22 protein-coding genes and 1 pseudogene are annotated in these 23,678 nt (G+C 62.1%); 16 read left to right on the top strand and 7 right to left on the bottom strand.

Features of this window, described 5'->3' with window-relative positions:
• Positions 1–17 precede the first annotated feature (17 nt).
• The 9 genes from ybgC to ftsH all read left to right on the top strand — a co-directional run bounded on the left by ybgC (position 18) and on the right by ftsH (position 10,016).
• Positions 18–500 carry a tol-pal system-associated acyl-CoA thioesterase gene (gene ybgC / locus HNQ71_RS09510; protein WP_184872359.1) on the top strand — a complete coding sequence of 161 codons (483 nt, stop codon included), beginning with the start codon at positions 18–20 and terminating at the stop codon, positions 498–500.
• A gap of 271 nt (positions 501–771) precedes the next feature.
• Positions 772–1,482: a protein TolQ gene (gene tolQ / locus HNQ71_RS09505; RefSeq protein WP_095089519.1), complete on the top strand. Its 711-nt coding sequence runs from the start codon at positions 772–774 to the stop codon at positions 1,480–1,482.
• A gap of 10 nt (positions 1,483–1,492) precedes the next feature.
• Positions 1,493–1,945 carry a protein TolR gene (tolR, locus tag HNQ71_RS09500; RefSeq protein ID WP_111548317.1) on the top strand — a complete coding sequence of 151 codons (453 nt, stop codon included), beginning with the start codon at positions 1,493–1,495 and terminating at the stop codon, positions 1,943–1,945.
• A 7-nt stretch (positions 1,946–1,952) separates the two neighbouring features.
• On the top strand, positions 1,953–3,110 hold the full coding sequence (locus HNQ71_RS09495) for a TonB family protein (RefSeq protein WP_184872358.1): 1,158 nt from the start codon (positions 1,953–1,955) through the stop codon (positions 3,108–3,110).
• A gap of 66 nt (positions 3,111–3,176) precedes the next feature.
• Positions 3,177–4,460 carry a Tol-Pal system beta propeller repeat protein TolB gene (tolB, locus tag HNQ71_RS09490; RefSeq protein WP_245331229.1) on the top strand — a complete coding sequence of 428 codons (1,284 nt, stop codon included), beginning with the start codon at positions 3,177–3,179 and terminating at the stop codon, positions 4,458–4,460.
• 266 nt (positions 4,461–4,726) lie between these two features.
• The gene (pal, locus tag HNQ71_RS09485) at positions 4,727–5,233 is read left to right on the top strand and encodes a peptidoglycan-associated lipoprotein Pal (protein ID WP_095089511.1); all 507 of its coding nucleotides are present in this window, start codon (positions 4,727–4,729) and stop codon (positions 5,231–5,233) included.
• Positions 5,234–5,457: 224 nt separating this feature from the next.
• On the top strand, positions 5,458–6,531 hold the full coding sequence (gene ybgF / locus HNQ71_RS09480; RefSeq protein WP_184872357.1) for a tol-pal system protein YbgF: 1,074 nt from the start codon (positions 5,458–5,460) through the stop codon (positions 6,529–6,531).
• Between the two features lie 58 nt (positions 6,532–6,589).
• Positions 6,590–7,963 carry a tRNA lysidine(34) synthetase TilS gene (gene tilS / locus HNQ71_RS09475; RefSeq protein WP_184873301.1) on the top strand — a complete coding sequence of 458 codons (1,374 nt, stop codon included), beginning with the start codon at positions 6,590–6,592 and terminating at the stop codon, positions 7,961–7,963.
• 124 nt (positions 7,964–8,087) lie between these two features.
• The gene (gene ftsH, locus HNQ71_RS09470) at positions 8,088–10,016 is read left to right on the top strand and encodes an ATP-dependent zinc metalloprotease FtsH (RefSeq protein WP_184872356.1); all 1,929 of its coding nucleotides are present in this window, start codon (positions 8,088–8,090) and stop codon (positions 10,014–10,016) included.
• 70 nt (positions 10,017–10,086) lie between these two features.
• On the opposite strand, the gene HNQ71_RS09465 is transcribed toward ftsH, so the two are convergent.
• Positions 10,087–10,425: a winged helix-turn-helix transcriptional regulator gene (locus HNQ71_RS09465; RefSeq protein WP_281391372.1), complete on the bottom strand. Its 339-nt coding sequence runs from the start codon at positions 10,423–10,425 to the stop codon at positions 10,087–10,089.
• A gap of 214 nt (positions 10,426–10,639) precedes the next feature.
• Between HNQ71_RS09465 and HNQ71_RS09460 the strand changes: the two genes are divergently transcribed.
• A complete protein-coding gene (locus tag HNQ71_RS09460) occupies positions 10,640–11,404 on the top strand; it encodes an SDR family oxidoreductase (protein WP_184872354.1) in 765 nt (254 codons plus the stop codon).
• Positions 11,405–11,438: 34 nt separating this feature from the next.
• The gene (locus HNQ71_RS09455; RefSeq protein WP_184872353.1) at positions 11,439–12,323 is read left to right on the top strand and encodes an NAD(P)-dependent oxidoreductase; all 885 of its coding nucleotides are present in this window, start codon (positions 11,439–11,441) and stop codon (positions 12,321–12,323) included.
• Positions 12,324–12,388: 65 nt separating this feature from the next.
• Here the strand turns inward: HNQ71_RS09455 and HNQ71_RS09450 are convergent, their stop codons facing one another.
• Positions 12,389–13,228 (bottom strand): hypothetical protein, encoded by an 840-nt coding sequence (locus HNQ71_RS09450; protein ID WP_246461435.1) that lies wholly within the window; start codon positions 13,226–13,228, stop codon positions 12,389–12,391.
• A 368-nt stretch (positions 13,229–13,596) separates the two neighbouring features.
• On the opposite strand from HNQ71_RS09450, the gene glmM reads away from it, so the two are divergent.
• The 4 genes and pseudogenes from glmM to HNQ71_RS09430 form a co-directional block, all read left to right on the top strand.
• Positions 13,597–14,949 (top strand): phosphoglucosamine mutase, encoded by a 1,353-nt coding sequence (gene glmM, locus HNQ71_RS09445; RefSeq protein WP_184872352.1) that lies wholly within the window; start codon positions 13,597–13,599, stop codon positions 14,947–14,949.
• Between the two features lie 252 nt (positions 14,950–15,201).
• Complete coding sequence (locus HNQ71_RS09440) at positions 15,202–16,053, top strand: outer membrane protein (RefSeq protein WP_184872351.1); 852 nt, start codon at positions 15,202–15,204, stop codon at positions 16,051–16,053.
• Positions 16,054–16,348: 295 nt separating this feature from the next.
• Complete coding sequence (locus tag HNQ71_RS09435) at positions 16,349–17,119, top strand: outer membrane protein (protein WP_184872350.1); 771 nt, start codon at positions 16,349–16,351, stop codon at positions 17,117–17,119.
• A 232-nt stretch (positions 17,120–17,351) separates the two neighbouring features.
• Positions 17,352–17,684, top strand: a pseudogene (locus HNQ71_RS09430) (VOC family protein); the annotation flags it as partial.
• Between the two features lie 94 nt (positions 17,685–17,778).
• Here HNQ71_RS09430 and HNQ71_RS09425 read toward each other — a convergent pair.
• From HNQ71_RS09425 to HNQ71_RS09410, 4 genes are read right to left on the bottom strand one after another with little or no spacing between them, the layout of a single operon-like run.
• The gene (locus tag HNQ71_RS09425; RefSeq protein ID WP_184872349.1) at positions 17,779–18,378 is read right to left on the bottom strand and encodes a flavodoxin; all 600 of its coding nucleotides are present in this window, start codon (positions 18,376–18,378) and stop codon (positions 17,779–17,781) included.
• A gap of 20 nt (positions 18,379–18,398) precedes the next feature.
• Entirely contained in the window at positions 18,399–19,553 is a 1,155-nt protein-coding gene (locus HNQ71_RS09420) for an aldo/keto reductase (RefSeq protein WP_184872348.1), read from the bottom strand.
• 47 nt (positions 19,554–19,600) lie between these two features.
• Complete coding sequence (locus tag HNQ71_RS09415; RefSeq protein ID WP_184872347.1) at positions 19,601–20,593, bottom strand: aldo/keto reductase; 993 nt, start codon at positions 20,591–20,593, stop codon at positions 19,601–19,603.
• Positions 20,594–20,610: 17 nt separating this feature from the next.
• On the bottom strand, positions 20,611–21,993 hold the full coding sequence (locus HNQ71_RS09410; protein WP_210333857.1) for an MFS transporter: 1,383 nt from the start codon (positions 21,991–21,993) through the stop codon (positions 20,611–20,613).
• A gap of 170 nt (positions 21,994–22,163) precedes the next feature.
• Between HNQ71_RS09410 and HNQ71_RS09405 the strand changes: the two genes are divergently transcribed.
• Positions 22,164–23,057 (top strand): LysR family transcriptional regulator, encoded by an 894-nt coding sequence (locus tag HNQ71_RS09405; RefSeq protein WP_184872345.1) that lies wholly within the window; start codon positions 22,164–22,166, stop codon positions 23,055–23,057.
• Between the two features lie 9 nt (positions 23,058–23,066).
• On the opposite strand, the gene HNQ71_RS35810 is transcribed toward HNQ71_RS09405, so the two are convergent.
• The gene (locus HNQ71_RS35810) at positions 23,067–23,369 is read right to left on the bottom strand and encodes a DUF982 domain-containing protein (protein WP_425492206.1); all 303 of its coding nucleotides are present in this window, start codon (positions 23,367–23,369) and stop codon (positions 23,067–23,069) included.
• Positions 23,370–23,678 lie beyond the last annotated feature (309 nt).

Genomic DNA, 23,678 nt, shown 5'->3' with positions numbered 1-23,678 from the left:
CTGAAAAAGGAAGCGCAATGGACGATCATGGTGAATCGGCGGCGTTGCTGGCAGGGCTTTCCGGCGCGCTGACGGAATTCGGCCACCGGCTGATGGCGCGCGTCTATTACGCCGACACCGATTTCTCCGGCGTCGTCTACCATGCGCGCTATCTCGAATTCTTCGAACGCGGCCGCTCCGACTATCTCAGGCTGACCGGCGTGCATCACACAGAGCTCGCCGACGGCAAGCATGGCGAGAAGATCGTCTGGGTGGTGCGTCGCATGGAGATCAATTTTCGCGGCCCCGCCCGCATCGACGACATCCTGACGATCGACACCCGCACCGAGGACATTTCCGGCGCGCGCATCTTCATGGCGCAGCAGCTCAAACGCGGCGACGAGGTGCTGGTCGAGGCCAAGGTCGAGGCGGCGATCATCGGCGAGAATGGCCGGCCAAGGCGCTTTCCGAGGGAATGGATGGCGGCGTTCATGCCCAAGGGTTCTCTCGCGACCGACTAGACGGACTGCGACCGATGGCGATTGCATGAGCCATGCCGCTGGGCGCGGCAATGCGCCGCGCCTTATGTACTAACCCATCCTTAACCATAACGGTTCATGAAGAGATTGGTGAAGTTTGGCGCTATCGAGCGCCTTCGTTTCACCAATATTTGCCCTGAAAAGGCCACCAACGGCACGGTTTGGGGTTGTTACGGTAGCTGCGTGCGAACCGACCACAAGGGATGCCAGGGGCAGCCGCCAGCTTCGCCCGGAAAATCTTAAGGACGTAACGATGGAAAATATCGCACTCGCCGAACCGGGCGCGCAATTGTCGATTTGGGCGCTGTTCATGCAGGCCAGCTGGGTGGTCAAGCTGGTCATGATCGGTTTGCTCTGCGCTTCTGTCTGGACCTGGGCAATCATCGTCGACAAGCTGGTCGCCTATGCCCGCATGCGGCTGTCACTCAACCGGTTCGAGCAGGTGTTCTGGTCCGGGCAGTCGCTGGAGGAGCTTTACCGTACGCTCGCCGACCGCAAGACCACCGGCATGGGCGCCATTTTCGTGGCGGCGATGCGCGAGTGGAAGAAAAGCTTCGAGAAGGGCGCCAAGTCGCCGCTCGGCCTGCAGACCCGCATCGACAAGGCGATGGACCTGGCGCTGACCCGCGAGATGGAAAAGCTGGAGGGGCGCCTGGGCTTCCTCGCCACCACCGGCTCCGCGGCACCTTTCATCGGCCTGTTCGGCACCGTCATCGGCATCATGACCTCGTTTCAGGCGATCGCCGGCTCCAAGAACACCAGTCTCGCGGTGGTCGCGCCCGGCATTGCCGAAGCGCTGCTGGCGACGGCCATCGGCCTGCTCGCCGCCATCCCCGCCGTCATCGCCTACAACAAACTGTCGTCCGACGCGAGCAAGATAGCGGTGCGCATGGAAGGGTTCTCCGACGAGTTCTCCGCCATACTCTCGCGCCAAATCGATGAAAAAGTGGCCCCCAAGGCCTGAGGAGTAACTGATGGGTATGTCCGTTGGCATGGGAGGACGCGGTGGGCGCGGCCACAGGCGGCGCGGCCGTCACCATGCACTGATGTCGGAAATCAACGTCACGCCGATGGTCGACGTGATGCTGGTGCTGCTGATCATCTTCATGGTCGCGGCGCCGATGCTGACGGTCGGCGTGCCGATCGACCTGCCTGACACGCAGGCCAAGGCGATGAATGCCGACACGCAGCCGATCACCGTCTCGATCAACGCTGCCGGCCAGATCTATCTGCAGGAAACCGAGATTCCGATCGAGGAGCTGGTGGCCAAGCTGCAGGCGATCTCGAAGACCGGCTATGAAGAGCGCATCTTCATCCGCGGCGACAAGTCCACCGACTATGGCACGGCGATGAAGGTGATGGCTCGTATCTCGTCCGCTGGCTACAAGAACATCGGCCTGGTTTCACTGCAGGAACAGGATCAATAGACGCGAGATGAAGACCGGCCTCACCACATCGGTGATCTTGCATACGGCGGTGCTGGCCTTCGGCCTGTTCACGCTGTCGGCGCCGGCTGCACTCCCGTCCGCCGATGTCGAGTCGGTCGCGGTCGACATCGTGCCGATGGAAGCCATTGCGCAGACATTGCAGGGCGACAAGAAGGCCGTGATGCATGAAAAGCCGGCCCCTGTGCCGACGCAGCGGCCGGACATCGTGCCGGTAGCGCAGAAGGTCGGCGAGAACAGCGTCGACACCGACAAGCCGGTAACGCCGGAAGCCAAGCCGAAGCCGGTCGACATGACATCGGCCCCGCCGCCGGCGCCGACCCCGATCGAAAAGCCGAAGCCGGAGGACGTGCCGAAGCCGCAGGAAAAGCCCAAGCCCATTCCGGCAACGGAAGTGGCGCCGGCGCCGACGCCCAAGGAAGAGGTGAAGCCCGAGCCGGTCAAGCAGGCGGACCCCAAGCCGACACCGGCCAAGCCGGCGCCGACCCCGCCGCCGCAGGACAAGACCGCGGCCATCGATCCGACGCCCGAGGTCAAGCCTGACGCTGTCGCTGAGGCCATAGCCAAGGATCCACCCACCGAAGAGACACAGCTGCCGAACTCGGCGCCCTCGCCGGAAGCGCGGCCGAAGCCGCAGCCGGCGCAGGCCGAAAGCGCCAAGGCGCCGGAACGCAAGGATGCCGACAAGCCGGTCAAGGAAGCCTCGTCGAAGCCGAAGTCCGAAGACAAGCAATTCAACGCCGACGAAATCTCGGCTCTCCTCGACAAGCAGAAGCCGTCGGGCGGCGGCGCGAAGCGCTCGACCCAACAGGCCTCGCTCGGCGGCGACAAGGATCAGGGCCAGAAGCTGTCGAAGTCGGAAATGGGCGCCCTGGAAAGCCAGCTCGGCGGCTGCTGGACTCTTCCGGTTGGCCTTGAAGGTTCGGAAAACTTCGTCGTCGTCGTCCGCTTCAACCTGGATGCCTCCGGCAAGCTGGATGGCCGCCCGAATGTTGAAAAGTCGAGCGGAAACCGCCAGTTCGACGAAAGTGCCGTTCGCGCCGTGCAAAAATGCGATGTCACCGGCCTGCAGGTCCCCGCAGGCAAGCAGGACATCTGGGCCGACGTCCGCGTCACCTTCGATCCAAGGGAGATGCTGGGCCTGTAGGCCCGAGTATCCGAAAATCAGTATGAGAAGCGAGAAGACATGAAATCAATCCTCAAGCCGCTCCTGATGATCGCAGCAATGGCGATGGGCATGACCGCGGCCGGCACGTTGCCGGCCCTGGCGCTCGTCGAGCTCAACGTCAACAAGGGCAATGTCGAACCGCTGCCGATCGCCATCACCGATTTCCAGGGCGGCGACGCGCTTGGCGCCCAGATCTCCGAGATCGTCACTGCCGATCTGAAGCGCTCGGGCCTGTTCGCGCCGATCGACAAGAGTGCCTTCATCGAGAAGATATCCAATCCGGACGCAGCACCGCGCTTCGACGACTGGAAGGTGATCAACGCGCAGGCGCTGGTCACCGGCAGCGTCGGCAAGGAGGCTGACGGCCGCATTCGCGCCCAGTACCGGCTGTGGGACACCTTTGCCGGCCAGCAGATGTCCGGCGAGCAGTTCTTTGCCAACGACGCCAATACGAGGCGCGTCGCCCACATCATCGCCGACGCGATCTACGAAAGGCTGACCGGCGAGAAGGGCTATTTCGACACCCGCGTCGTCTTCATCGACGAATCCGGCGCCAAGAATGCGCGCAAGAAGCGCCTCGCCATCATGGATCAGGACGGCGCCAACGTGCGCTATCTCTCCGACGGCAAATCGATCGTGCTGACGCCGCGCTTCTCGCCGAACCGCCAGGAAATCACCTACATGTCCTATGAAAGCGGTCAGCCGCGGGTCTACCTGCTGCAGATCGAGACCGGCCAGCGCGAACTGGTCGGCAATTTTCCCGGCATGACCTTTGCGCCGCGCTTTTCGCCCGACGGCCAGAAGGTGATCATGAGCCTGCTGCGCGACGACGGCAATTCCAACATCTTCGCCATGGACTTGCGGAGCCGTTCGACGACGCGGTTGACCAATTCGACCGCCATCGACACGTCGCCGTCCTATTCGCCCGACGGCAGCCAGGTGGTGTTCACCTCCGATCGTGGCGGGCGCGCCCAGATCTATGTGATGGGCGCAGACGGCTCGGGCCAGAACCGCATCTCCTTCGGCGACGGCGTCTATTCGACGCCGGTGTGGTCGCCGCGCGGCGACCTCATCGCCTTCACCAAACAGACAGGCGGCGAATTCCAGATCGGCGTCATGAAGACCGATGGCTCGGGCGAGCGGATCCTGTCGTCCGGTTTCCAGCAGGAGGGGCCGACCTGGGCGCCGAACGGCCGCGTGCTGATGTTCTTCCGCGATTCCGCCGGCGGACCGAAGCTGGTCTCCGTCGACCTCACCGGCCGCAACGAACAGTCGATCCCGACGACGAACTTCGCCTCCGACCCGGCATGGTCGCCGTTGCTGGAGTAGGTCGGGCAAGGAAGCTGGGCTTAAGCATCCCTTGCTCCGGCTATCCTGCTGCATTGCTGAAAGAGGCCCCGCAGGGCCTCTTTTCACGTCACGGTCGCGTTTTGGCCGCATTTACGCCTACGGTCCGCGCGAAATGTGGCTTTGGCCAAACGGCTGCGGACGGGCAGCCTAAACCAAATTTTAACCGTGTTTCTTGAATGCCGGTTAACCCAAACGTGGTTACTGGGTGATCAACGAAATCACTCGAAATGCGAAGGAGAGGCGGCATGGGCCGTATCGCAGCACTTACCAGAAACCCGGTCATGATCGCGCTGGTGGCGATGCTCGCCATCGCCGGTTGCGCCTCGAAGAAGACGCCAAACAATGCCGCCGACCTTGGCCTCAACGGCGCCGGCGCGGCAACGCCCGGCTCGGCGAAGGACTTTACCGTCAACATCGGCGACCGCATCTTCTTCGATACGGACTCGACCTCGATCCGTGCCGACGCGCAGACGACGCTTTCGCGCCAGGCGCAGTGGCTGAACCAGTACAAGCAGTATGCCATCGTCATCGAAGGCCATGCCGATGAACGTGGCACGCGCGAGTACAATCTGGCGCTCGGCGCCCGCCGCGCCGCCGCCACCCGCGACTTCCTCGTCGCCAAGGGCGTTTCGGCCAGCCGCCTGAAGACGATTTCCTACGGCAAGGAGCGTCCGGTCGCGGTGTGCGACGACATCTCCTGCTGGTCGCAGAACCGCCGTGCGGTCACCACGCTCAGCGGCGCCGGTTCCTGAGCCTTCGTGCAGCCGACCGGAGCGTCAAGGAGGCGCTACGGTCTAGCGGCAAAAATACCACACACCCTTGCGAAAGGCGGCCCCTGGGCCGCCTTTTTCATATCCGGATGCCCGAAACAAAATTTGGCCGAAGTCTCGGCTCCTGCTATGAGCCGAGGGCGCTTGGCTGGTCCCACTCTGATTGGAAGGCGCGAACAAGCTAACGAAATCACGGCGAGAGGCACATGCATTTGAGATCGGTTCTAAGCGGCACCCTTGCGCTGTTGCTCCTATCAGGCGTCACGGCTCTGGCGGGCACAGGGCAATCAACCGACAGCGGCTTTTCCTTCCATCTGCCCAGCATCGAATTGCCCGGCATTTTCGGCCAAAAGAAGAAACCGGATCAGGTTCAGATGGTGCAGTCCGACGGTGCCGCCGTGACCGGGCTGGAAGAGCAGCTGCGGCAGATGAACGGCAAGATCGAGGAACTCAATTTCCAGGTCCTGCAGATGCAGGAGCAGATCCGCAAGCAGCAGGAAGACAACGAGTTCCGCTTCCAGCAGCTTGAAGGCGGCACGCAAGGCGGGCAGCCGCCGGCACAGAAGAAATCGGACGCCACCACCACTACGGATAGCAACACCGATGTGGCAGCGGCTCCGGCAACGCAGGCGCCGGCCGATGCGGGCACCGCGCCCGCCGCCGGCCAGGAGGTCATCGTCGAATCGCCCAATGGCGACCCCGGCAAGGTGATTCCCGGAACGGGAGCGCCGGAAAAGACTTTTGGCACCATTACCGTCGACAAGAACGGCAATGTCATCGATGCCGGCGGCAGCACCCAGGCGACCGCGCCGGTTCAGGACACCGCGCCAGCCAGCGGCGCTCCGGCCAAGGCCGGCAAGTCCAATGGCACGGTGGTGGCGGCATTGCCCGCTACCAACGACCCCGAGGAACTCTACCGCAACTCCTATCAGTTCATCCTGTCTGGCGACTACAGCACCGCCGAACAGGGTTTTCGCGATCATATTTCCCGCTTCCCCAAGGATGCGAAGGCGGCGGATGCGCATTACTGGCTTGGCGAGTCTTTGCTCGGCCAGCAGAAATACCGCGACGCGGCCGAGACTTTCCTCGCCGCCAGCAAGGACTATCCCAAGGCCAAGAAAGCTCCCGACATGTTGCTGAAGCTCGGCGTGTCGCTGGTCGGCCTCAAGCAGCATGACGTGGCCTGCGCCACCTTTAGCGAGATCGGCAAGCGCTACCCCGACATCTCCGGTGCGCTCAAGGAACGCGTCAAGCAGGAAAAGGCACTGGCGGCGTGCTGATCCTTTCCGTGCCTGTCGCTGCCCCGAAAGCGCGACCATCTTTGGGCGACATGCATTGATGCTCGATATCGAGCCTGACCTGTCGAAGAGCCTTTTTTCGCATATCGATTTTACCAGCGGCGCCGTTGCGGCCGTGTCCGGCGGCAGCGACTCGACCGCCCTGCTCCTGCTTCTCAAACACCATCTCGACCGCACTGCACCGGCAACGAAGCTGTTGGCGGTGACGATCGACCACGGTTTGCGGCCGGGTTCGGCGACGGAAGCGCAGGGGATGGCGAGGCTGTGCGCCACGCACGCCATTGCGCATCGCATCCTGACATGGTCCGGGCCCAAGCCATCGACCGGTCTGCCCGCCGCGGCCCGGGAAGCGCGTTACCGGCTGCTGGCCGAGGCTGCACAGGCGCAAGGCATCGGCCTGATCCTGACCGGCCATACCGCCGACGACCAAGCGGAAACGGTATTGATGCGGCAGGTACGTGATGAGAGCGGGGGCCATGCCGACACGGCAGGCCGCGGGCTTGCCGGCATGGCGCCGGCCACCTTGTATGACTGGCGCAGCTGGATCGTGCGGCCGCTTCTCGGCACGCGGCGCGCGGCGTTGCGCGACGTCCTGCGGCGTCAACATGTCAACTGGGCCGACGACCCGACCAATGTCGACGAGGCTTTCGAGCGGCCGCGCCTGCGCGCTGCGCTGGCCGACGGCGACGGCGTGCAGCGCATCGACGATGCGCTGACGCTGGCCGCGCGTGAGGGCAACGCGCGCCGGCAGCTTGGCCTGGCTACGGCGGACCTGATCCGCCGTTTCGCGACCCAGCCGGCGGCCGGGCTCATTCGTCTTGATCCCGGCTTGCTGAACGCCGGCGAGCAACAGGCGACCGTCTATGCACTGCGCCTTCTGCTGGCCACGACCGGCGGGATTGCCTTTCTGCCGGACCAGGCCCGCAGCGAGGCGCTGTTTGGCCGGCTGAAGGCCGGATTTCTTTGCGCCACATTGTCGCGGACGGTGGTCGATTCCCGGCGCTCCGGCATCTTCCTGCGCCGCGAGGCGCGCGGCCTGCCGCCTGCCGCCGCAGTCGCTGAGGGCACTCTCTGGGATGGCCGCTGGCGCATCACATTGAACGACAGCAGCGGCGCATTGTTGATCGCCCCGTTCGGCGCAGCAGCCAAGCGGCTGCCGATCGGCGAGGAGGAGACCCCACCAAGCCTGATGCGCGCCGCGCTCGCCGCCGAGCCGGCGCTATGGCAAGCCGGTGAATGCCTTGGTCTGCCGGGGAGCAGCCGGGCGCCCGCGGTGGTCGAGGCGCGGCCAGCCGTTGCCCCCTTTGCCCGATTCCTGCCGTCCTTCGACCTGGCGCCGGCGCGGGCCGTCGCAGGGCTGATTGGCGCGGCCCCGCTTCCGGCCTTGCCTTTCAGTGGCCACAGTGCCGGTTGATGTTGGGCGAAAGCTTAACCCAGACCTGCTGTTCTGCTTGGCAAGGGGAGGCGCTCTCCCTATGTTAGGCGCAAGTTTCCTCTCATGACGTGTGTCCGACGCGCGGACGCCAACGGGACAATTGATGAATCCGAACTATCGCAATCTCGCGCTCTGGGCGATCATAGCGGTCTTGCTCATCGCCCTGTTCAATCTGTTCCAGACGCCGCAGACGCGAGGGGCTTCCAGCGATGTGCCTTATTCGCAGTTCCTGCAGGACGTCGCGGCCGGCCGGGTCAAGACGGTGACCATTGCGGGCGCTCGCATCACCGGCACCTACACCGACAATGCCAGCGGCTTCCAGACCTATTCGCCCGGCGATCCGTCGCTGGTCTCGCGGCTCCAGGACAAGAACGTCACCATCAATGCGCGGCCTGAGACCGACGGTTCCAATTCGCTGTTCGGCTATCTGATCTCGTGGCTGCCGATGATCCTCATCCTCGGCGTCTGGATATTTTTCATGCGCCAGATGCAGTCCGGCTCCGGACGAGCCATGGGCTTCGGCAAGTCGAAGGCCAAGCTTTTGACCGAGGCGCATGGCCGCGTCACCTTCCAGGACGTTGCCGGCGTCGATGAAGCCAAGGAAGACCTGGAAGAGATCGTCGAGTTCCTGCGCGATCCGCAGAAGTTCCAGCGGCTCGGCGGCAAGATTCCGCGCGGCGTGCTGCTTGTCGGCCCTCCGGGCACCGGCAAGACGCTGCTCGCCCGCTCCGTTGCCGGCGAAGCCAATGTGCCGTTCTTCACCATCTCCGGTTCGGACTTCGTCGAGATGTTCGTCGGCGTCGGCGCCAGCCGCGTCCGCGATATGTTCGACCAGGCCAAGAAGAACGCGCCCTGCATCATCTTCATCGACGAAATCGATGCCGTCGGCCGCCATCGCGGCGCCGGTCTCGGCGGCGGCAATGACGAGCGCGAGCAGACGCTGAACCAGCTGCTGGTCGAGATGGACGGCTTCGAGTCCAACGAAAGCATCATCCTGATCGCCGCCACCAACCGGCCCGACGTGCTCGACCCGGCGCTGCTGCGGCCGGGCCGCTTCGACCGCCAGGTGGTGGTGCCGAACCCCGACATCGTCGGTCGCGAGAAGATCCTCAAGGTGCACGTCCGCAACGTCCCGCTGGCGCCCAATGTCGACCTCAAGGTCGTCGCTCGCGGCACGCCGGGCTTCTCCGGCGCCGACCTGATGAACCTCGTCAATGAATCGGCGCTGATGGCCGCACGACGCAACAAGCGCCTGGTGACCATGGCCGAGTTCGAGGACGCCAAGGACAAGATCATGATGGGTGCCGAGCGGCGTTCGTCGGCGATGACCCAGGCCGAGAAGGCGCTGACCGCCTATCACGAGGCCGGCCACGCCATCCTGGCGCTCAACGTGCCGTCGGCCGATCCGCTGCATAAGGCCACCATCATCCCGCGTGGCCGGGCGCTCGGCATGGTCATGCAGTTGCCGGAAGGCGACCGCTACTCGATGAGCTACAAATACATGATCTCGCGCCTCGCCATCATGATGGGCGGCCGTGTCGCCGAGGAGTTCAAGTTCGGCAAGGAAAACATCACCTCCGGCGCTTCCTCGGACATCGAGCAGGCGACCAAGCTGGCGCGCGCCATGGTCACGCGCTGGGGCTTTTCCGACAAGCTCGGCCACGTCGCCTATGGCGACAACCAGGAGGAAGTGTTCCTCGGCCATTCGGTGGCGCGCACGCAGAACGTCTCGGAAGAGACCGCGCAGATCATCGACGCCGAAGTGCGCCGCCTGATCGACGAGGCCTATTCGACGGCAAAATCCATCCTGACCAAGAAGAAGAAGGAATGGATCGCGCTGGCGGAAGGGCTACTCGAATACGAGACGCTGTCGGGCGAAGAGATCAAGCAGTTGATCGCCGGGCAGAAGCCTTCGCGCGACCTTGGCGACGACACGCCGCCAAGCCGTGGCTCGGCGGTGCCGAAGTCCGGCGGCCGGCGCAAGAAGGGGCCAGAGCCTGAAGGCGGCATGGAACCGCAGCCGTCAAGCTGACAGAGGCCACTGATTTCAGAGAAACAAACGCCGCGGCCTCAAACCGCGGCGTTTTGCTGTTCGGCGTTGGTCACAGGCCGTGCGGCGCGAGCACGCTTGCCTTTCCGGGGCGTTGCCCGTCGGACCGGCCGGCATGTTGCTTGCCCCATCTGGCGAGCGGGATCAGGGCATTGTCCAGCTCGATACCGAATTCGGTGATCGAGTATTCGACCCGGGGCGGAACTTCGGGGAAGACCTCGCGGTGGACGATGCCGTCGGCCTCCATTTCGCGGAGCTGCTGGATCAGCATCTTTTCACTGATGTCAGGCACCAGGCGTTTCAGTTCACCGAAGCGCGCCGGCGCCTTGTGGATCTGCCAGAGCAGCAACGCCTTCCATTTGCCGCCGATCACCTCCAGCGCCGGCCCCAATCCGCAACTATCTGGCTGTTTCTTTCCCATGTTTCATCCAATTCTGAGCATTCGGTGGGTGGCTTACATTTTTGTCGGTACTTGAGAAAAACCAAGCCGGTCCATAACTTCAAACCACATCGCCGGCACCGGCGAACAGCACAACAACATATCGGTACCTTGCTTCGGCCTGCAAAGGCCGTCGGCGGTCGAATTTTGGCGAAAGGGATGGATCATGACACGATACGCAAACAAGAAGGCCGTGGTGATCGGCGGAACGCACGGCATGGGGCTTGCCGTGGCGGAGGCCCTGGTCGAAGGCGGCGCCGACGTGCTGGTCACCGGCCGCGATCACCGCAACATCGAAGCCGCCCGCGCCAAGTTGTTTTCGCGCGCCCATGTCGTGCAGTCGGACATCGGCGACATGGCCGATATCGTCACGCTCGGGGCCGAAGTGGGCCAGAAGCTCGGCCAGATCGACTTCCTCCACATCAATGCCGGGGTTGCCAATCTCGAACCGGTGGAGCGGGTCACCGAGGACAGCTACGACCGCATCTTCAACATCAACACCAAAGGCGCCTTCTTCACCGCACAGCGCCTGCTGCCGCTGATCAAGGATGGTGGCGCCATCGTCTTCACCTCGTCGATCGCCGATGAATCCGGCAACGGCGGAATGAGCGTCTATTCCGGATCGAAGGCAGCACTTCGCGCTTTCGCCAAGGTCCTCGCCGCCGAGCTGCTGCCGCGCCGGATCCGCGTCAATGTGGTCAGCCCCGGCTTCATCGATACGCCGACAATGGGCGTGGCGAGCGCTTCCGCCGAGGAGCGGGCTGCCTTCATGGCGATCGGCGACGCGATCACGCCGATGAAGCGTCACGGCACCATCGATGAGGTGGCGCGTGCGGTGCTGTTCCTGGCCTTCGATGCAACCTTCACCACAGGCGCTCGGCTGACCGTCGATGGCGGCCTTGGGCAGGACCTGAGCCCCTTGCCGGCTTGACCTTCCGAACCCGAACCACGGAGAGAGACACAAGATGAGTGATATAACTGTAATCGGGCTTGGCGCCATGGGCACGGCCCTCACCGAGGCGTTCCTCGACAAAGGCCATGTGGTGACGGTGTGGAACCGTTCTCCGGCAAAGGCGCAGGCTTTGGCGGCCAAGGGCGCTATCGTGGCTGCGAGCGTCGAGGACGCCGTCAGGGCGAGCCCGGTGATCGTGGTGTGTCTTCTGGTCTACGACACGGTCCACGAGGCCCTTGCTCCCGTATGGGAAGCGCTGTCTGGCCGCACACTGGTCAATCTCACCAACGGCACGCCCGAGCAGGCGCGGGCGATGTCACAGTGGGCCGTCACGCACGGCGCCAATTATGTCGATGGCGGCATCATGGCGGTGCCGCCGATGATCGGCGGGCAGCACGCCCTGATCCTCTACAGCGGCTCCCGGCAGGGGTTCGACATGCACTCGGAACAACTCGGTGCGCTCGGCACCAGCAAATATCTGGGCGAGGATGCCGGCATGGCACCGCTCCACGATATCGCGCTGCTGGCGGGCATGTATGGCCTGTTCGGGGGCGTGATGCAGGCGCTGGCGCTGACAGGATCGGCGGGAATTCCAGCCGGCGAATTCGTGCCGTTGCTGATGTCATGGCTGCAAGCGATGCAAGGTGGGTTGCCGAAATGGGCCGAGCAGATCGACGCCGGCGATCACACCAGCGATGTCGCCTCCAATCTCGGCATGCAGGCCGAGGCTTATGTCAATCTGATCGATGCCAGCAAGGCTGCAGGCATCAGCACCGAACTCATGCTGCCAATGCAAGGCCTGATGAAGCGCGGCGTGGCCGCCGGCAAGGCTAACGCCGATCTCACCAGCCTGGTCGAGCTTCTGCGGTCACAGAACAGGTCGATTGAGACTGCTTGAAGGCAACAAAAGGCCCGCGAAGCTGACGCCTCGCGGGCCTTTGTGTTTGTCGAGCTATGTGGCGCTCAGGTCTTCAGCTTGGCGTTGCAGAGGCTGTAGAAGCCGCCGCCCTTCTGGATCCACTTGAGGCCGCCAAGCGCGTTGGCGTCCTTGAGGGCATAGTACTGGTCGAGACAGGTATGCATGCGGCCCTTTCCGGGGGTCTCGCTGGCGTATTTCGGCGAGATCGCCGACGGGAAAGTGACGCCCTTCGGTGCAGCCGTCGTCGGCTTTGCCGGCTCTTTGGTGTAGTTTGCCTCGCTCGGAGCCGGCACTGTGTCGTCATCCGACGCGGCGGCACCGCATTCGGTCTTGCGGAAGTCGTTCCACTTCATGCCTTTCAGCGTGTTGGCCGTCTTGGCAGCCTGATACTTGGTGCTGCATTCGGCCATGGTCAGGCCCTTGCTGTCGGCGGGAGCCGCGGCAGCCTTGGTGGTTGCCGGCTTGGTGTCGGCGGCAGCAGATGCGCCGGCGGCGCATTCGGCTTTGCGGAAGTCGTTCCACTTCATGCCGTTCAGCGTACCGGCAGCCTTGGCCGCCTGGTACTTGGCGCTGCATTCCTTGGCCGTCAGACCCTTGGCGGTGCTGTCGGCAGCCGCGGCGGTGGTCGCCTTGGCTGCCTTGGCCGGCTTCGTTTCAGCAGCCTTCTTGGTGTCGGCTGGCTTGGTGTCGGTGGTGGCGGCGGCATCGGTGCCGCACTGCGCCTTGCGGAACTGGTTCCAGGTCGCCCCGGCGAGTGTCCCCGCGTCCTTCGCGGCGTTATACTTCGTGCTGCACTCGGCCATCGTCAGCGCGTTGGCTGGCGAAGCCAGGAACAAGGTCGCGACAGCGAGGCCGGTCAAAGTAGCAAGTCGGTGGATGAGCATAGCGTTTCTCCGTTGCAGCAGCCCATGATACGTCCCTGCAAATCAATAACGCTCAACGGTCGGTTGCGCCAGATGCTAAGTGGCGTATGTACCGCCGAAAGCTGGCTCCTCCCGACAAGGTGATGAAATTGTTGCCTGTTGCTGGATTGTGAGCAAGATTTTTCCAGGTGCATGCGCGCCGAAATGCTCGCATGACTGGTATATTGCAGCGTGGCAGTCTCAGCATGTGGGTTGCAGTCAGGTTGTGTGCAGCGCACAACAATGCTTTTCTAAGGATTGGTAACATACAATCACACAATGTGATCATGGCGCCCTGGCCAATTGTGGCATGACGTGCCGGCAAAGAACTGTCGAGGAATCTGGTTAGCATGGCAGGGAATTATTTCGGCACGGACGGCATTCGCGGGCGCGCCAACAAATTTCCGATGACCGCTGAAATCGCGATGCGGGTCGGCATGGCCGCCGGCCTCTCGTTCCAGCGCGGCAGTCATCGTCATCGCGTCGTGCTCGGCAAGGATACCAGGCTTTCGGGCTACATGATCGAGAATGCGATGGTGTCCGGCCTGTGCGCCGCCGGCATGGACGTGTTCCTGCTCGGCCCGATCCCGACGCCAGCCGTCGCCATGCTGGTGCGTTCGCTGCGCGCCGATATCGGCGTCATGATCTCCGCCTCGCACAATCCCTACTACGACAACGGCATCAAGCTGTTCGGCCCTGACGGCTACAAGCTCTCCGACGAGATCGAAGAGCGCATCGAGGGCATGCTCGACAAGGACATTGAACTGACGCTCGCCGATTCCGACGGGCTTGGCCGCGCCAAGCGCGTCGATGGCGTGCATGACCGCTACATAGAATTCGCCAAGCGCACCTTGCCACGCTCAATGTCGCTTTCGGGCCTCAGGATCGTCGTCGACTGCGCCAATGGCGCCGCCTACAAGGTGGCGCCCGAGGCACTGTGGGAACTGGGTGCCGAAGTCGTCGCCATCAATGTTGAACCCAACGGCTTCAACATCAACAAGGAATGTGGCTCGACCCATCCCGCGGGTCTGCAGAAGAAGGTGCACGAAGTGCGCGCCGACATCGGCATCGCGCTCGACGGCGATGCCGACCGTGTCGTCATTGTCGATGAGAACGGGGCGATCGTCGATGGCGATCAGATCATGGCGCTGATTGCCGAATCCTGGCACCAGAGCGGGCGGCTTGCAGGCGGCGGCGTCGTGTCCACGGTCATGTCCAATCTTGGCCTCGAGCGCTTCCTCGGCGACATGAAGCTGCAATTGCACCGCACCAAGGTCGGCGACCGCTATGTCGTGGAGCATATGCGAGCGCATGGGCTCAATGTCGGCGGCGAACAGTCGGGCCATATCGTGCTGTCGGACTTCTCGACCACCGGCGATGGCCTCGTTTCGGCGCTGCAGGTGCTGGCCTGCATCAAACGGCAGGGCAGGCCGGTCAGCGAGCTGTCGAAGAAATTCGAACCGGTGCCGCAGCTTTTGAAGAACGTCCATATTTCCGGCGGCAAGCCGCTCGAGGAAGCGCCAGTCAAGGCAGCCATCGAGGACGCCCGTCACCGCCTGGGCAAGGCCGGGCGGCTGGTCATCCGGCCATCCGGCACCGAGCCGCTGATCCGCGTCATGGCCGAGGGCGACGACCCGCAACTGGTCGAGGCCGTCGTCAACGATATCGTCGAAGTCATCTCGGAAACACGCAGCGCCGCCTGATCCCCAGCGCGCCCGAAGGGCGTCGCGCCGCCGCATATCCACTCGCAAAAAGCCCGCCCTTCCGGCGGGCTTCTTGTTGGCCAGCAGTCGGTCCCGGTCTCGAAAATCGCGCCCCGATTCCTCGAAGTGTAGAGATTCGTGGTTAAGCAACAGGGTTAAACGCCTTTTAACCTTTGCAATTCATTATCCACGACTGAAAGCAATCGCATTTCGGACACGATCGCCGTTCCGAACTTCCTAGGGGTGACAAGCATGTTCAATACAGCAAGAAAGGCCCTGCTCGCTGCGCTGTTCGCGGGGCTGACCGGCCCGGTTTTCGCAGCCGACCTCCCGGTGGTTGAAGAGGCTCCGCCGCCGGTCTACGAGCAGCCGGCCGATATCGGCGGTTGGTATATTCGTGGCGACATCGACTATCACAAGTCGGATGTGCGCGGCGTCGACTACATGACTTACACCATCGATCCCTGTAATTGCCTGATCACACCCGGCAACAAGAGCTTCGATTTCAGCAATCTCAAGGGCGGCTTCTCGCTTGGAGCAGGCGTCGGCTACAAGGTCAATGACTACTTCCGCACCGACCTGACGGCCGACTACTGGTTCAAGTCCAACTTCGACGGTCAGACGACGGGCACGGCAGGCGGTTCGCCGGTCCTGGTCACGTCGGCCGAGTCGTCGAAAATGAGCGCCCTCTTGCTCCTGGCCAATGCCTATGCTGATCTTGGCACCTATCATGGCATCACGCCTTACGTCGGCGCCGGCATCGGCGGCGCGCATGTCAAATGGGATACTGTCTATGACCCGACACCGGGTGCTACCGAGCGCAATGACGGCTCGTCCAACTGGCGCTTCGCCTACGCTCTGATGGCCGGCGCTTCCTACTGCCTGACTGACAAGATCATCCTCGATGCGGGTTATCGCTACAGCCACATCGAGGGTGGCCGCATGTTCGAATGGGACGCGAGCAGCGCCGGGCCGGGCTTCGACGGCGGCATCAGCACACACGAGGTGCGCGGTGGCCTGCGCTATCAGTTCGGCGGCAACAACGGTTGCGCCGCGCCGGTGGTGGCCTATCAGCCCGAACCCGAGCCGGTCTACACCAAGTAACGCTTGCATTCCCAGCAAGTTCGCGAACCGCCCGGCATCGACCGGGCGGTTTTCGTTAGAGCGGTTCTGCGTTTCATGGAAACGCAGAACCGCTCTATCTTTTTGTTTTGACGCAATCCGTTTGACACTTTTCCTGGAATTGCTCGTGGGTCGCCCGCAATGAAAACCTTCCGCGGGAAATGAATTTGCTAACGCTCTGTTAGCCTTAACCGGCACTTAACCACTATGGTTAACAATGCTTCCTGAAACGATGGCTGCCGTTGCAATTGCGGCGCCAAATTCGGGAGTCGGGTCCATGACAGTTATATCGCGTATAGCGCTGGCGCTCGGCGCACTTGCCCTTATGCCGCTGACGCCCACGCTTGCCGCCGACTATGATCCGCCGATCTACGTCGACCAGGCGCCGGACTACGTGCCCGTCGAGGTCGGCTCGGGCTGGTATCTGCGCGGCGATGTCTCCTATCTGGTGCAGAAGAGCTTCGAGAATGAGAATTTCACCTTCACGCCGGCGAGCTACGACGACAAGGAAGATCCCATCTTTGCCAGCATCGGCTTCGGCTACCATTTCAACGATTATCTGCGTGCCGATCTCAATCTCGGCTACCTGCCCGGCAACAAGATCAGCGTCGGCTACGACAATTCAGCGATCGTGACGCCGCCGGTAGAGTCGACCGTGGCATCGGCATCGCTGAAGAACTACGCCTTCTCGGGCATAGTCAACGGCTATGTCGACCTTGGTACCTATGTCGGGATCACGCCCTACCTCGGCGCCGGCATCGGCGTTGTCCGTAGCACGCGCAAGCTTTCGGCGAACTTCATCGACAACAATGACCCGACGAGCCAATTGATCCAGCAGGACGACAAGACCAAGTACTCGCTGGCCTACACGTTGAATGCGGGCCTTGCCTATCAGGTGTCAAAGAACGTTTCCGTCGATCTGGGCTATCAGTATTTTTCCGCCCCCGACGCCGAATATGTGACTGCCGAAAGCCTGACCTCCTTCCCGGTCCACAAGGGGATCAGCAACCATCAGCTCAAGCTCGGGCTACGCTACGATCTCTGGTAGCAGGCTCGCCACGCACGAAAACACTGGCGGCGGATCTTCGGATCCGCCGTTTGCGTTTGAGGTCACGACATCCCGACATTACTTGGGCGACGTTTAAGAGGCTGACTCATGTCGGTGGCAAGCAGCTAACTCAAATCCCAGGTTGGCTAGAGTTGGTAGCATGCAGAATGCTATTCACCACGTCGCGCTCATCGGCACTGACTACAACCGGTCGTGACGGTTCCACGTCGAACTCCTCGGCCTCGATCTGATCCGAGAGGTCTATCGGGAGGAGCGGCAGTCATGGAGGGCGGATCTGCGGATCGGACCCGTCCAACTGGTATTGTTCTCCTTCCCCGCACCAGGGATGCGGCCCTCCCATCCAGAGGCGACAGGCTTGAGACACCTGGCATTTGCTGTGGTGGATCTCGATCCGGTAATAGCGCGGTTGGAAGCCGCCAACGTTACCGTTGAGCCAATCCGAATTGACCCACATACCCATCAACCGTTTACATTTTTCAGAGACCCAGATGGATTGCCGCTGGAACTGTACGAAGTCCCTATAAGGAACGGGTCACTTTCGTGACGACGTCATCGATGCGGGAATGGCAGTCGAGCCATCTCTTCGCGAGGCATATTGAAGGCCATAAGGCGGGCCGTTTCGCACCGTCTATCCAATCTTACCGAGTCGGGTCCGACTTGGTCAGCCAGTTGCGCACCAGTTCGGTGGTCCGCCGCTCCTGAAGGCCCTCCATGACGAACCCTGTGGCAAAATTCGCCTTTGGCGCGGCACTTGCTATGATTTCGCGGCTGTTCCCAAGACCGTAGCCTCCGTGCAGATTGAACGGGATTATAGTCTTTCCGGAGAAGTCCTGATTGGCCAGGAATGAACGAACAATCGGCGGCGCCGAAGCGCCCCAAATTGGAAAGCCGAGGAACACCGTTTTATAAGAACTGAGATTGCTGACGCTCGCTTTGAGTGGTGGCAGGAAATTTCTCTCGCGTTCGTGCGTCGCCTGCTCAACCGTCGCGAAATAGTCGGCGGGATAGGGCGTGGCCGGCTCTATCTCGAACAGGTCGCCGTCGAGGTCACGGCTGAGAAGGGCGGCAATGGTGCGGGTGTTGCCGCTGCGCGTAAAATAGGCGACCAGCGGCTTGCCGCCCGCGCCAGATTGGGCGTTGGCCGATGCAGCGGACATGGCGCTGACGGCGGCCAGCGGGAAAAGCAGCGAAGACACAAGCATCTCCCGTCGAGTCTTTTTTGTGGTGTTGGGCATCATTGTGCTTGGCTTGGTACGCATCACGATCTCGGCGCCGCTTCCACGCCCGAATAGGCCAGGACTGCATCGGGTAGCCGCTGACCGTGCACCTCGATCGCCGTAACCGCTCCATTCAGCTCCGCAACCTCTGACGGCGAAAATTCAATCGAGGCTGCTCCTATGTTCTCGAGCATGTGGGCCATCTGAGTCGTGCCGGGAATGGGAACTATCCAAGGCCTCTGCGCCATCAGCCATGCAAGGGCGATCTGGCCGGGTGTTGCGTTCTTACGCTCGGCCCAGTCTTTGACGAGAGCAACAAGCGCAAGATTGTTCGGCAAATTGTCCGGCGAAAAACGGGTCTCAATGGCGCGGATGTCTCCGGGGGCAAAACGCGTAGCCTGGTCAATCGCCCCGGTCAGGAAACCAACCCCTAGCGGGCTCCATGGCACGAAGCCGATGCCGAGTTCCTCGCAAGTCGCAAGGACCGATTCCTCCGGTCCGCGCCACAGCATCGAGTATTCGCTCTGCACCGCCGTCACCGGCCGCTCGGCATGGGCGCGCCGAAGAGTCTTGAGACCCATTTCGCTGAGGCCCCAATGGAGAACCTTGCCCTCTGCCATGAGATCTCCCACAGCGCCGGCGACGTCCTCGATCGGCACCTCCGGATCGACGCGGTGCTGGTAGAGCAGATCGATCCTGTCGGTGCGCAGCCGCTTGAGCATGCCCTCGACAGCGAGCTTGATGTGATCGGGCTTGCTGTTGAGCCCCGGGAGGCGTTTGCCGGTCTCCAGATTGATGTTCCAACCAAATTTCGAGGTGATCGCGACTTTGTCACGGAAACCCTCGATACCCTCGCCCAGGATTCGCTCGACCTCATGGGGGCCGTAGGCTTCGGCCGCGTCGAAAAAGGTTACGCCGTGATCAAAGGCGGCCCGGATGATGTTGCGCATCTCGGTTCGTGTGGGGACCGTCATCTGATAAGTGCGGCTCATATTCTGGACGCCGAGCCCGACGGCTGAGACTTCAAGGGAGCCCAGTTTCCGGCGCTTTGACACGCCTGCCTGCCGCGCATTTGCGATGGTTGGCGAAGCTCCATTCGACTGAGCGTAGGCACCGCTTGCGAGTGGTGCGGCTGCCAGCACGCCTGCCGCTGCAAGCAGGCTGCGACGGCTTACTCGGGTGATTTCTGATCGCATTGCTTATTCCTTCCTTCGTGAGTTCATCCAACGCGAGCGATGCGTTCTCAGAGCCCCGTCATTTTGAGGACGGCCTCGGGTAACCGCTCGCCTTGCACTTCGATTTTGGACAGACCGACGCAGATCTCGGAAAGATCGGCCTCGGTCAGATCGACATCGGCGCCGCCGACGTTCTCTTCGACGCGTGAAAGCTTCTTCGTGCCGGGGATCGGCACAATCCAGGGCTTCTGCGCCAGCAGCCAGGCGAGTGCGACCTGAGCGGGAGTTGCGGCCTTGCGATCGGCAACTGTTTTGACCACATCGACCAGCGTCATATTGGCCTTGCGCGCTTCAGGCGAGAACCGGGGTACGGAATTGCGGAAGTCACCCGGCTCGAATTTCGTATTCTCGTCGATCTTGCCAGCCAGGAAACCGGCGCCGAGCGGGCTGAACGGCACAAAGCCGATCCCAAGCTCCTGCAGCACCGGCAGCAGCTCTGCCTCAGGACCGCGCCAGAACAGGGAGTATTCGCTCTGCACGGCCGTGAGAGGGTGTATGGCGTGGGCGCGGCGGATGGTGCCGACACCTGCTTCGGAGAGCCCGTAGTGCCGCACCTTGCCTTCGGCGATGAGGTCCTTCAAGGCGCCGGCCACGTCCTCGATCGGCACGTTCGGGTCGACTCGGTGCTGATAGAACAGATCGATGTGGTCGGTGCGTAGCCGTTTGAGGGCGGCCTCCGCGACTGCCTTGATGTGCTCCGGCCGGCTGTTGGTCCCGCCGTTCCGCTTGCCGGTCGCAAGGTCGATATCAAAGCCGAACTTGGTGGCGATGACGACCTTGTCCCAAATCGGCTGAAGAGCTTCGCCGACCAGTTCCTCGTTCGTGAACGGCCCGTAGGCTTCAGCGGTGTCGAAAAGGGTGACGCCGAGATCGAAGGCACCACGAATGATGCGAACTGCCTCCTGGTGGTCGCCCGTCTGACCGTAAGTCGACGCGAAGCTCATGCAGCCAAGGCCGATCGCCGAGACTTCCAGGTCTTTTCCAATTGTGCGCTTTTTCATGTCTTTTCTCCGGTTCCTTAGTCTGCCTGCCGCAGCATGCCGGAAGCAGGCCGCGCGGCGCTGTTGCTCCTGCTGGCCGGCAGGATGAACGCTGCCGCCAGGGCGATCGCGACGATGTTCATGACGGCCGCGCCCAGCATGGCGGCATTGATCTGGTGGCCAATCACCGCAACTCCCGAGGCGGCGGGATCGGCCGCGGAAGCAAAGACCACGATCAAAACGCTGAGACCGATTGATCCGCCGAGCTGGTGGGCGACGTTGACCATCCCCGAGGCGGCACCTTGGTCGCGAGGTTCGACGCCGTGGACGGCCGCGGCCGTTAGCGGTGCCATGGCGGTACCATTGCCTATGCCAATAAGGATCATAGGGAGAGCCAGCTGCCAGTATGTTGCGCCGGCGCCGGCCTGGGCCAGCCAAATCAAGCCGGCCGCCATGAAGACCAGCGCGCCCATGAGAAGGCTAGGTCCGCCCATCACTCGAGTGAGGCGTGGGATCGTGACCGCCGATCCGAAAGTCAGGACGGTCATCGGCAAGAAGCCCAGTCCGGCCTGAAGGGCTGTATATCCCAGCACCTGCTGCATAAACTGCGTCGTGAAAAAGAAGAACGATACCATCGAGCCGATGTAGAGCATACGCCCGGCATAGGCGGCCGACCTCTCTCGGCTGGCGAAAAGGCGCAGGGGCAATACTGGAAAGGCGGCACGCCTCTCGAACCAAAGGAAGAAGGCCAGGACGACTAACGCTGCAACAAGGGATAGCACCGTGACTGGGGTTAGCCAGCCGTGATCCGCTGAATTGACCAGACCGTAGACGAGCAACCCCATGCCGAGCGTCGAGGTCACGGCGCCGATGATATCGAACCGACCCTGCATGCGCTCGCCGTCCGGAATGACACGGTTGATGGCGAAGAGGAGGGCGATGCCGATCGGAATGTTGACGAGGAAGCCGATGCGCCACGACAACAGCCCGGCAAAAATTCCGCCCAGGACCATGCCGAGACTGGCGCCGGCTCCGGCAACGACCGAGTACCATGACAGGGCGCGGGTGCGCTCGCTGCCTTCGGCAAAGGTGCTAGAGATCACCGCCAGCACGCTCGGCGCCAGGATCGAAGCCCCAAGACCCTGCACGGCGCGTGCAGCGATCAGCTCGTAAGACGTTTGCGAGAGGCCTATGACGAGCGAAGACAGCGTGAACAGCGCGATGCCCAGTTGCAGAACCCGTCGCCGGCTGAAGCTGTCACCGAGACGAGCCGACAAAAGCAGAAAGCCGCCGAAAAACAGCAGATAAGCGTTTTGCACCCACGTCTGCATGATCGGGCTCATGGCCATGGTGCGACCGATTTCCGGCATGCCCGTGTAGACGATGGAAAGATCCAGCAGAATCATCAGGTAGACGGTCAACACAGTGGCGAGAACCGTGTTGGGAGTCGCTACTTGCCCAGGTCGCACAGTCATTGGCGTTGCTTTCGTTAAGGGCGGAATGTCCGCTCATCTCGTGACGGCAACCTAGGCCCATTCATTCATTCGATTAGATGGTAATATCGGCAAGAACCAATAAGGGGCACTAATGAATGCGGCGAGAGGACATGACTGACCTGCTCGCGCTCGTGGCCGTCGCCAGGGAGCGCAGCTTCACCCGAGCGGCCGCCCAGATGGGAGTTTCTCAGTCTGCGTTGAGCCAAACCATACGCGGGCTCGAGGATCGGCTCGGGATCAGGCTTTTGACGCGCACCACACGCAGTGTGTCCACCACGGAAGCCGGCGAGAGGCTGATCAGGGCGGCTGTGCCGCGACTGGAAGAGATCGAGGCGGAATTGGCGGCGTTAAGCGACTTGCGGGACAAGCCCGCCGGCACGGTGCGCATCACCTGCAGCGAAAACGCAGCCGATACAGTCGTGTGGCCGAAGCTGGCCGCAGGTCTTGCCGGGTTTCCGGACATCAAGGTTGAGTTGTACATCGATCATGGCTTCACAGACATTGCTGCAGAGCGCTTCGATGCCGGCGTGCGTTTGGGAGAGAGTTTGGAAAAGGACATGATTGCCGTGCGCATTGGGCCCGACGTACGGCTCGTGCCGGTGGGTTCTGCCGCCTATTTTTCACGAACCCCCCGGCCAGAGACTCCGCAAGACCTCATCCGGCACAATTGCATCAATCTGCGCCTGGCCACGTTAGGCGGTCTTTACGCCTGGGAATTTGAGAAGGACGGCCGCGCCCAGCGCGTTCGCGTCGACGGGCAGCTGACCTTCAACACCATCAGGTCTCTGGTGACGGCTGCAATCGCCGGCTACGGCATTGCTTTCGTGCCCGAGGACAGCGTCTCCGAGCACCTAGTCAAAGGCACACTGATAGAGGTACTCGGCGAGTGGTGTCCGCCCACGTCTGGTTTTCACCTCTATTATCCAAGCCGGCGACAGAACTCGCCGGCGTTCCAGACCGTTGTCGAGCTGCTGCGCCACCGAAAGTGATGCATCAGCCTAGAGCCATCGTCCAAAAAGACTGATTTCGAACATGTCCGAGCTGTGGGCCGCCAGCTCTCGGCCCATTTCGGTCGTTCGATGATAGGCGTTGCGATGGCGTTTCTGGCGCAATTTCCGACATTCGTTGCCATTAGAAAAATACAGATTGCGCCCTTTGATACCGGGCTCGGCGTTGCGGAGCCTGCCAACCGTCCAGGATTCGCAGCAAGTGCAGCAGGCTGCTCGACGGCTTGGACCTCTCGCCCATTCTGGCCATTGGTCGTGAAGGCACTCGAGTGCTTCCCAGGAACTGGCAACGATGCGCCCCTTGCGGATTTCGGGACCAGTCTCAGTGGTTTGGGAAATCGAAGGTCCCTCACAGCTTTCACCGTTTCCGCTGATCGATTACATCGACTTGTTGTAATGGCCTGCCGAAGTTCAAAAAGGACCAGGTCTTTCCAAATCGCACAGCGCCGCGCTGATACTAAGGTTTGAGCTGGCCTGACTAATCAGACACCCGAGTAAACCCTAGTAGAATGGAAGGCACCCCGACTCCTGCAATAGTCTGCAAGGCTAGCAGGTGTGAACAACACCCTTGGCACGAAGGTTGAATCGACCGTAGGGCTGGCC

This window comes from Mesorhizobium sangaii (assembly GCF_014207355.1).
GTDB lineage: Bacteria > Pseudomonadota > Alphaproteobacteria > Rhizobiales > Rhizobiaceae > Mesorhizobium > Mesorhizobium sangaii.
Note: the sequence above shows the minus strand (reverse complement) of the source record. Positions and strands in the feature narration are given on the sequence as shown.

What these genes read in the sequence shown, in the direction of transcription:
- ybgF (WP_184872357.1), top strand. Translation starts at nt 5,458, where the DNA reads ATGCATTTGAGATCGGTTCTAAGCGGCACCCTTGCGCTGTTGCTCCTA.
- HNQ71_RS09460 (WP_184872354.1), top strand. Translation starts at nt 10,640, where the DNA reads ATGACACGATACGCAAACAAGAAGGCCGTGGTGATCGGCGGAACGCAC.
- tolQ (WP_095089519.1), top strand. Translation starts at nt 772, where the DNA reads ATGGAAAATATCGCACTCGCCGAACCGGGCGCGCAATTGTCGATTTGG.
- tilS (WP_184873301.1), top strand. Translation starts at nt 6,590, where the DNA reads ATGCTCGATATCGAGCCTGACCTGTCGAAGAGCCTTTTTTCGCATATC.
- HNQ71_RS09425 (WP_184872349.1), bottom strand. Translation starts at nt 18,378, where the DNA reads ATGATGCCCAACACCACAAAAAAGACTCGACGGGAGATGCTTGTGTCT.
- HNQ71_RS09440 (WP_184872351.1), top strand. Translation starts at nt 15,202, where the DNA reads ATGTTCAATACAGCAAGAAAGGCCCTGCTCGCTGCGCTGTTCGCGGGG.
- glmM (WP_184872352.1), top strand. Translation starts at nt 13,597, where the DNA reads ATGGCAGGGAATTATTTCGGCACGGACGGCATTCGCGGGCGCGCCAAC.
- HNQ71_RS09415 (WP_184872347.1), bottom strand. Translation starts at nt 20,593, where the DNA reads ATGAAAAAGCGCACAATTGGAAAAGACCTGGAAGTCTCGGCGATCGGC.
- HNQ71_RS09420 (WP_184872348.1), bottom strand. Translation starts at nt 19,553, where the DNA reads ATGCGATCAGAAATCACCCGAGTAAGCCGTCGCAGCCTGCTTGCAGCG.
- HNQ71_RS09435 (WP_184872350.1), top strand. Translation starts at nt 16,349, where the DNA reads ATGACAGTTATATCGCGTATAGCGCTGGCGCTCGGCGCACTTGCCCTT.
- HNQ71_RS09405 (WP_184872345.1), top strand. Translation starts at nt 22,164, where the DNA reads ATGCGGCGAGAGGACATGACTGACCTGCTCGCGCTCGTGGCCGTCGCC.
- tolR (WP_111548317.1), top strand. Translation starts at nt 1,493, where the DNA reads ATGGGTATGTCCGTTGGCATGGGAGGACGCGGTGGGCGCGGCCACAGG.
- tolB (WP_245331229.1), top strand. Translation starts at nt 3,177, where the DNA reads ATGATCGCAGCAATGGCGATGGGCATGACCGCGGCCGGCACGTTGCCG.
- HNQ71_RS09495 (WP_184872358.1), top strand. Translation starts at nt 1,953, where the DNA reads ATGAAGACCGGCCTCACCACATCGGTGATCTTGCATACGGCGGTGCTG.
- ybgC (WP_184872359.1), top strand. Translation starts at nt 18, where the DNA reads ATGGACGATCATGGTGAATCGGCGGCGTTGCTGGCAGGGCTTTCCGGC.
- HNQ71_RS09455 (WP_184872353.1), top strand. Translation starts at nt 11,439, where the DNA reads ATGAGTGATATAACTGTAATCGGGCTTGGCGCCATGGGCACGGCCCTC.
- HNQ71_RS09450 (WP_246461435.1), bottom strand. Translation starts at nt 13,228, where the DNA reads ATGCTCATCCACCGACTTGCTACTTTGACCGGCCTCGCTGTCGCGACC.
- pal (WP_095089511.1), top strand. Translation starts at nt 4,727, where the DNA reads ATGGGCCGTATCGCAGCACTTACCAGAAACCCGGTCATGATCGCGCTG.
- ftsH (WP_184872356.1), top strand. Translation starts at nt 8,088, where the DNA reads ATGAATCCGAACTATCGCAATCTCGCGCTCTGGGCGATCATAGCGGTC.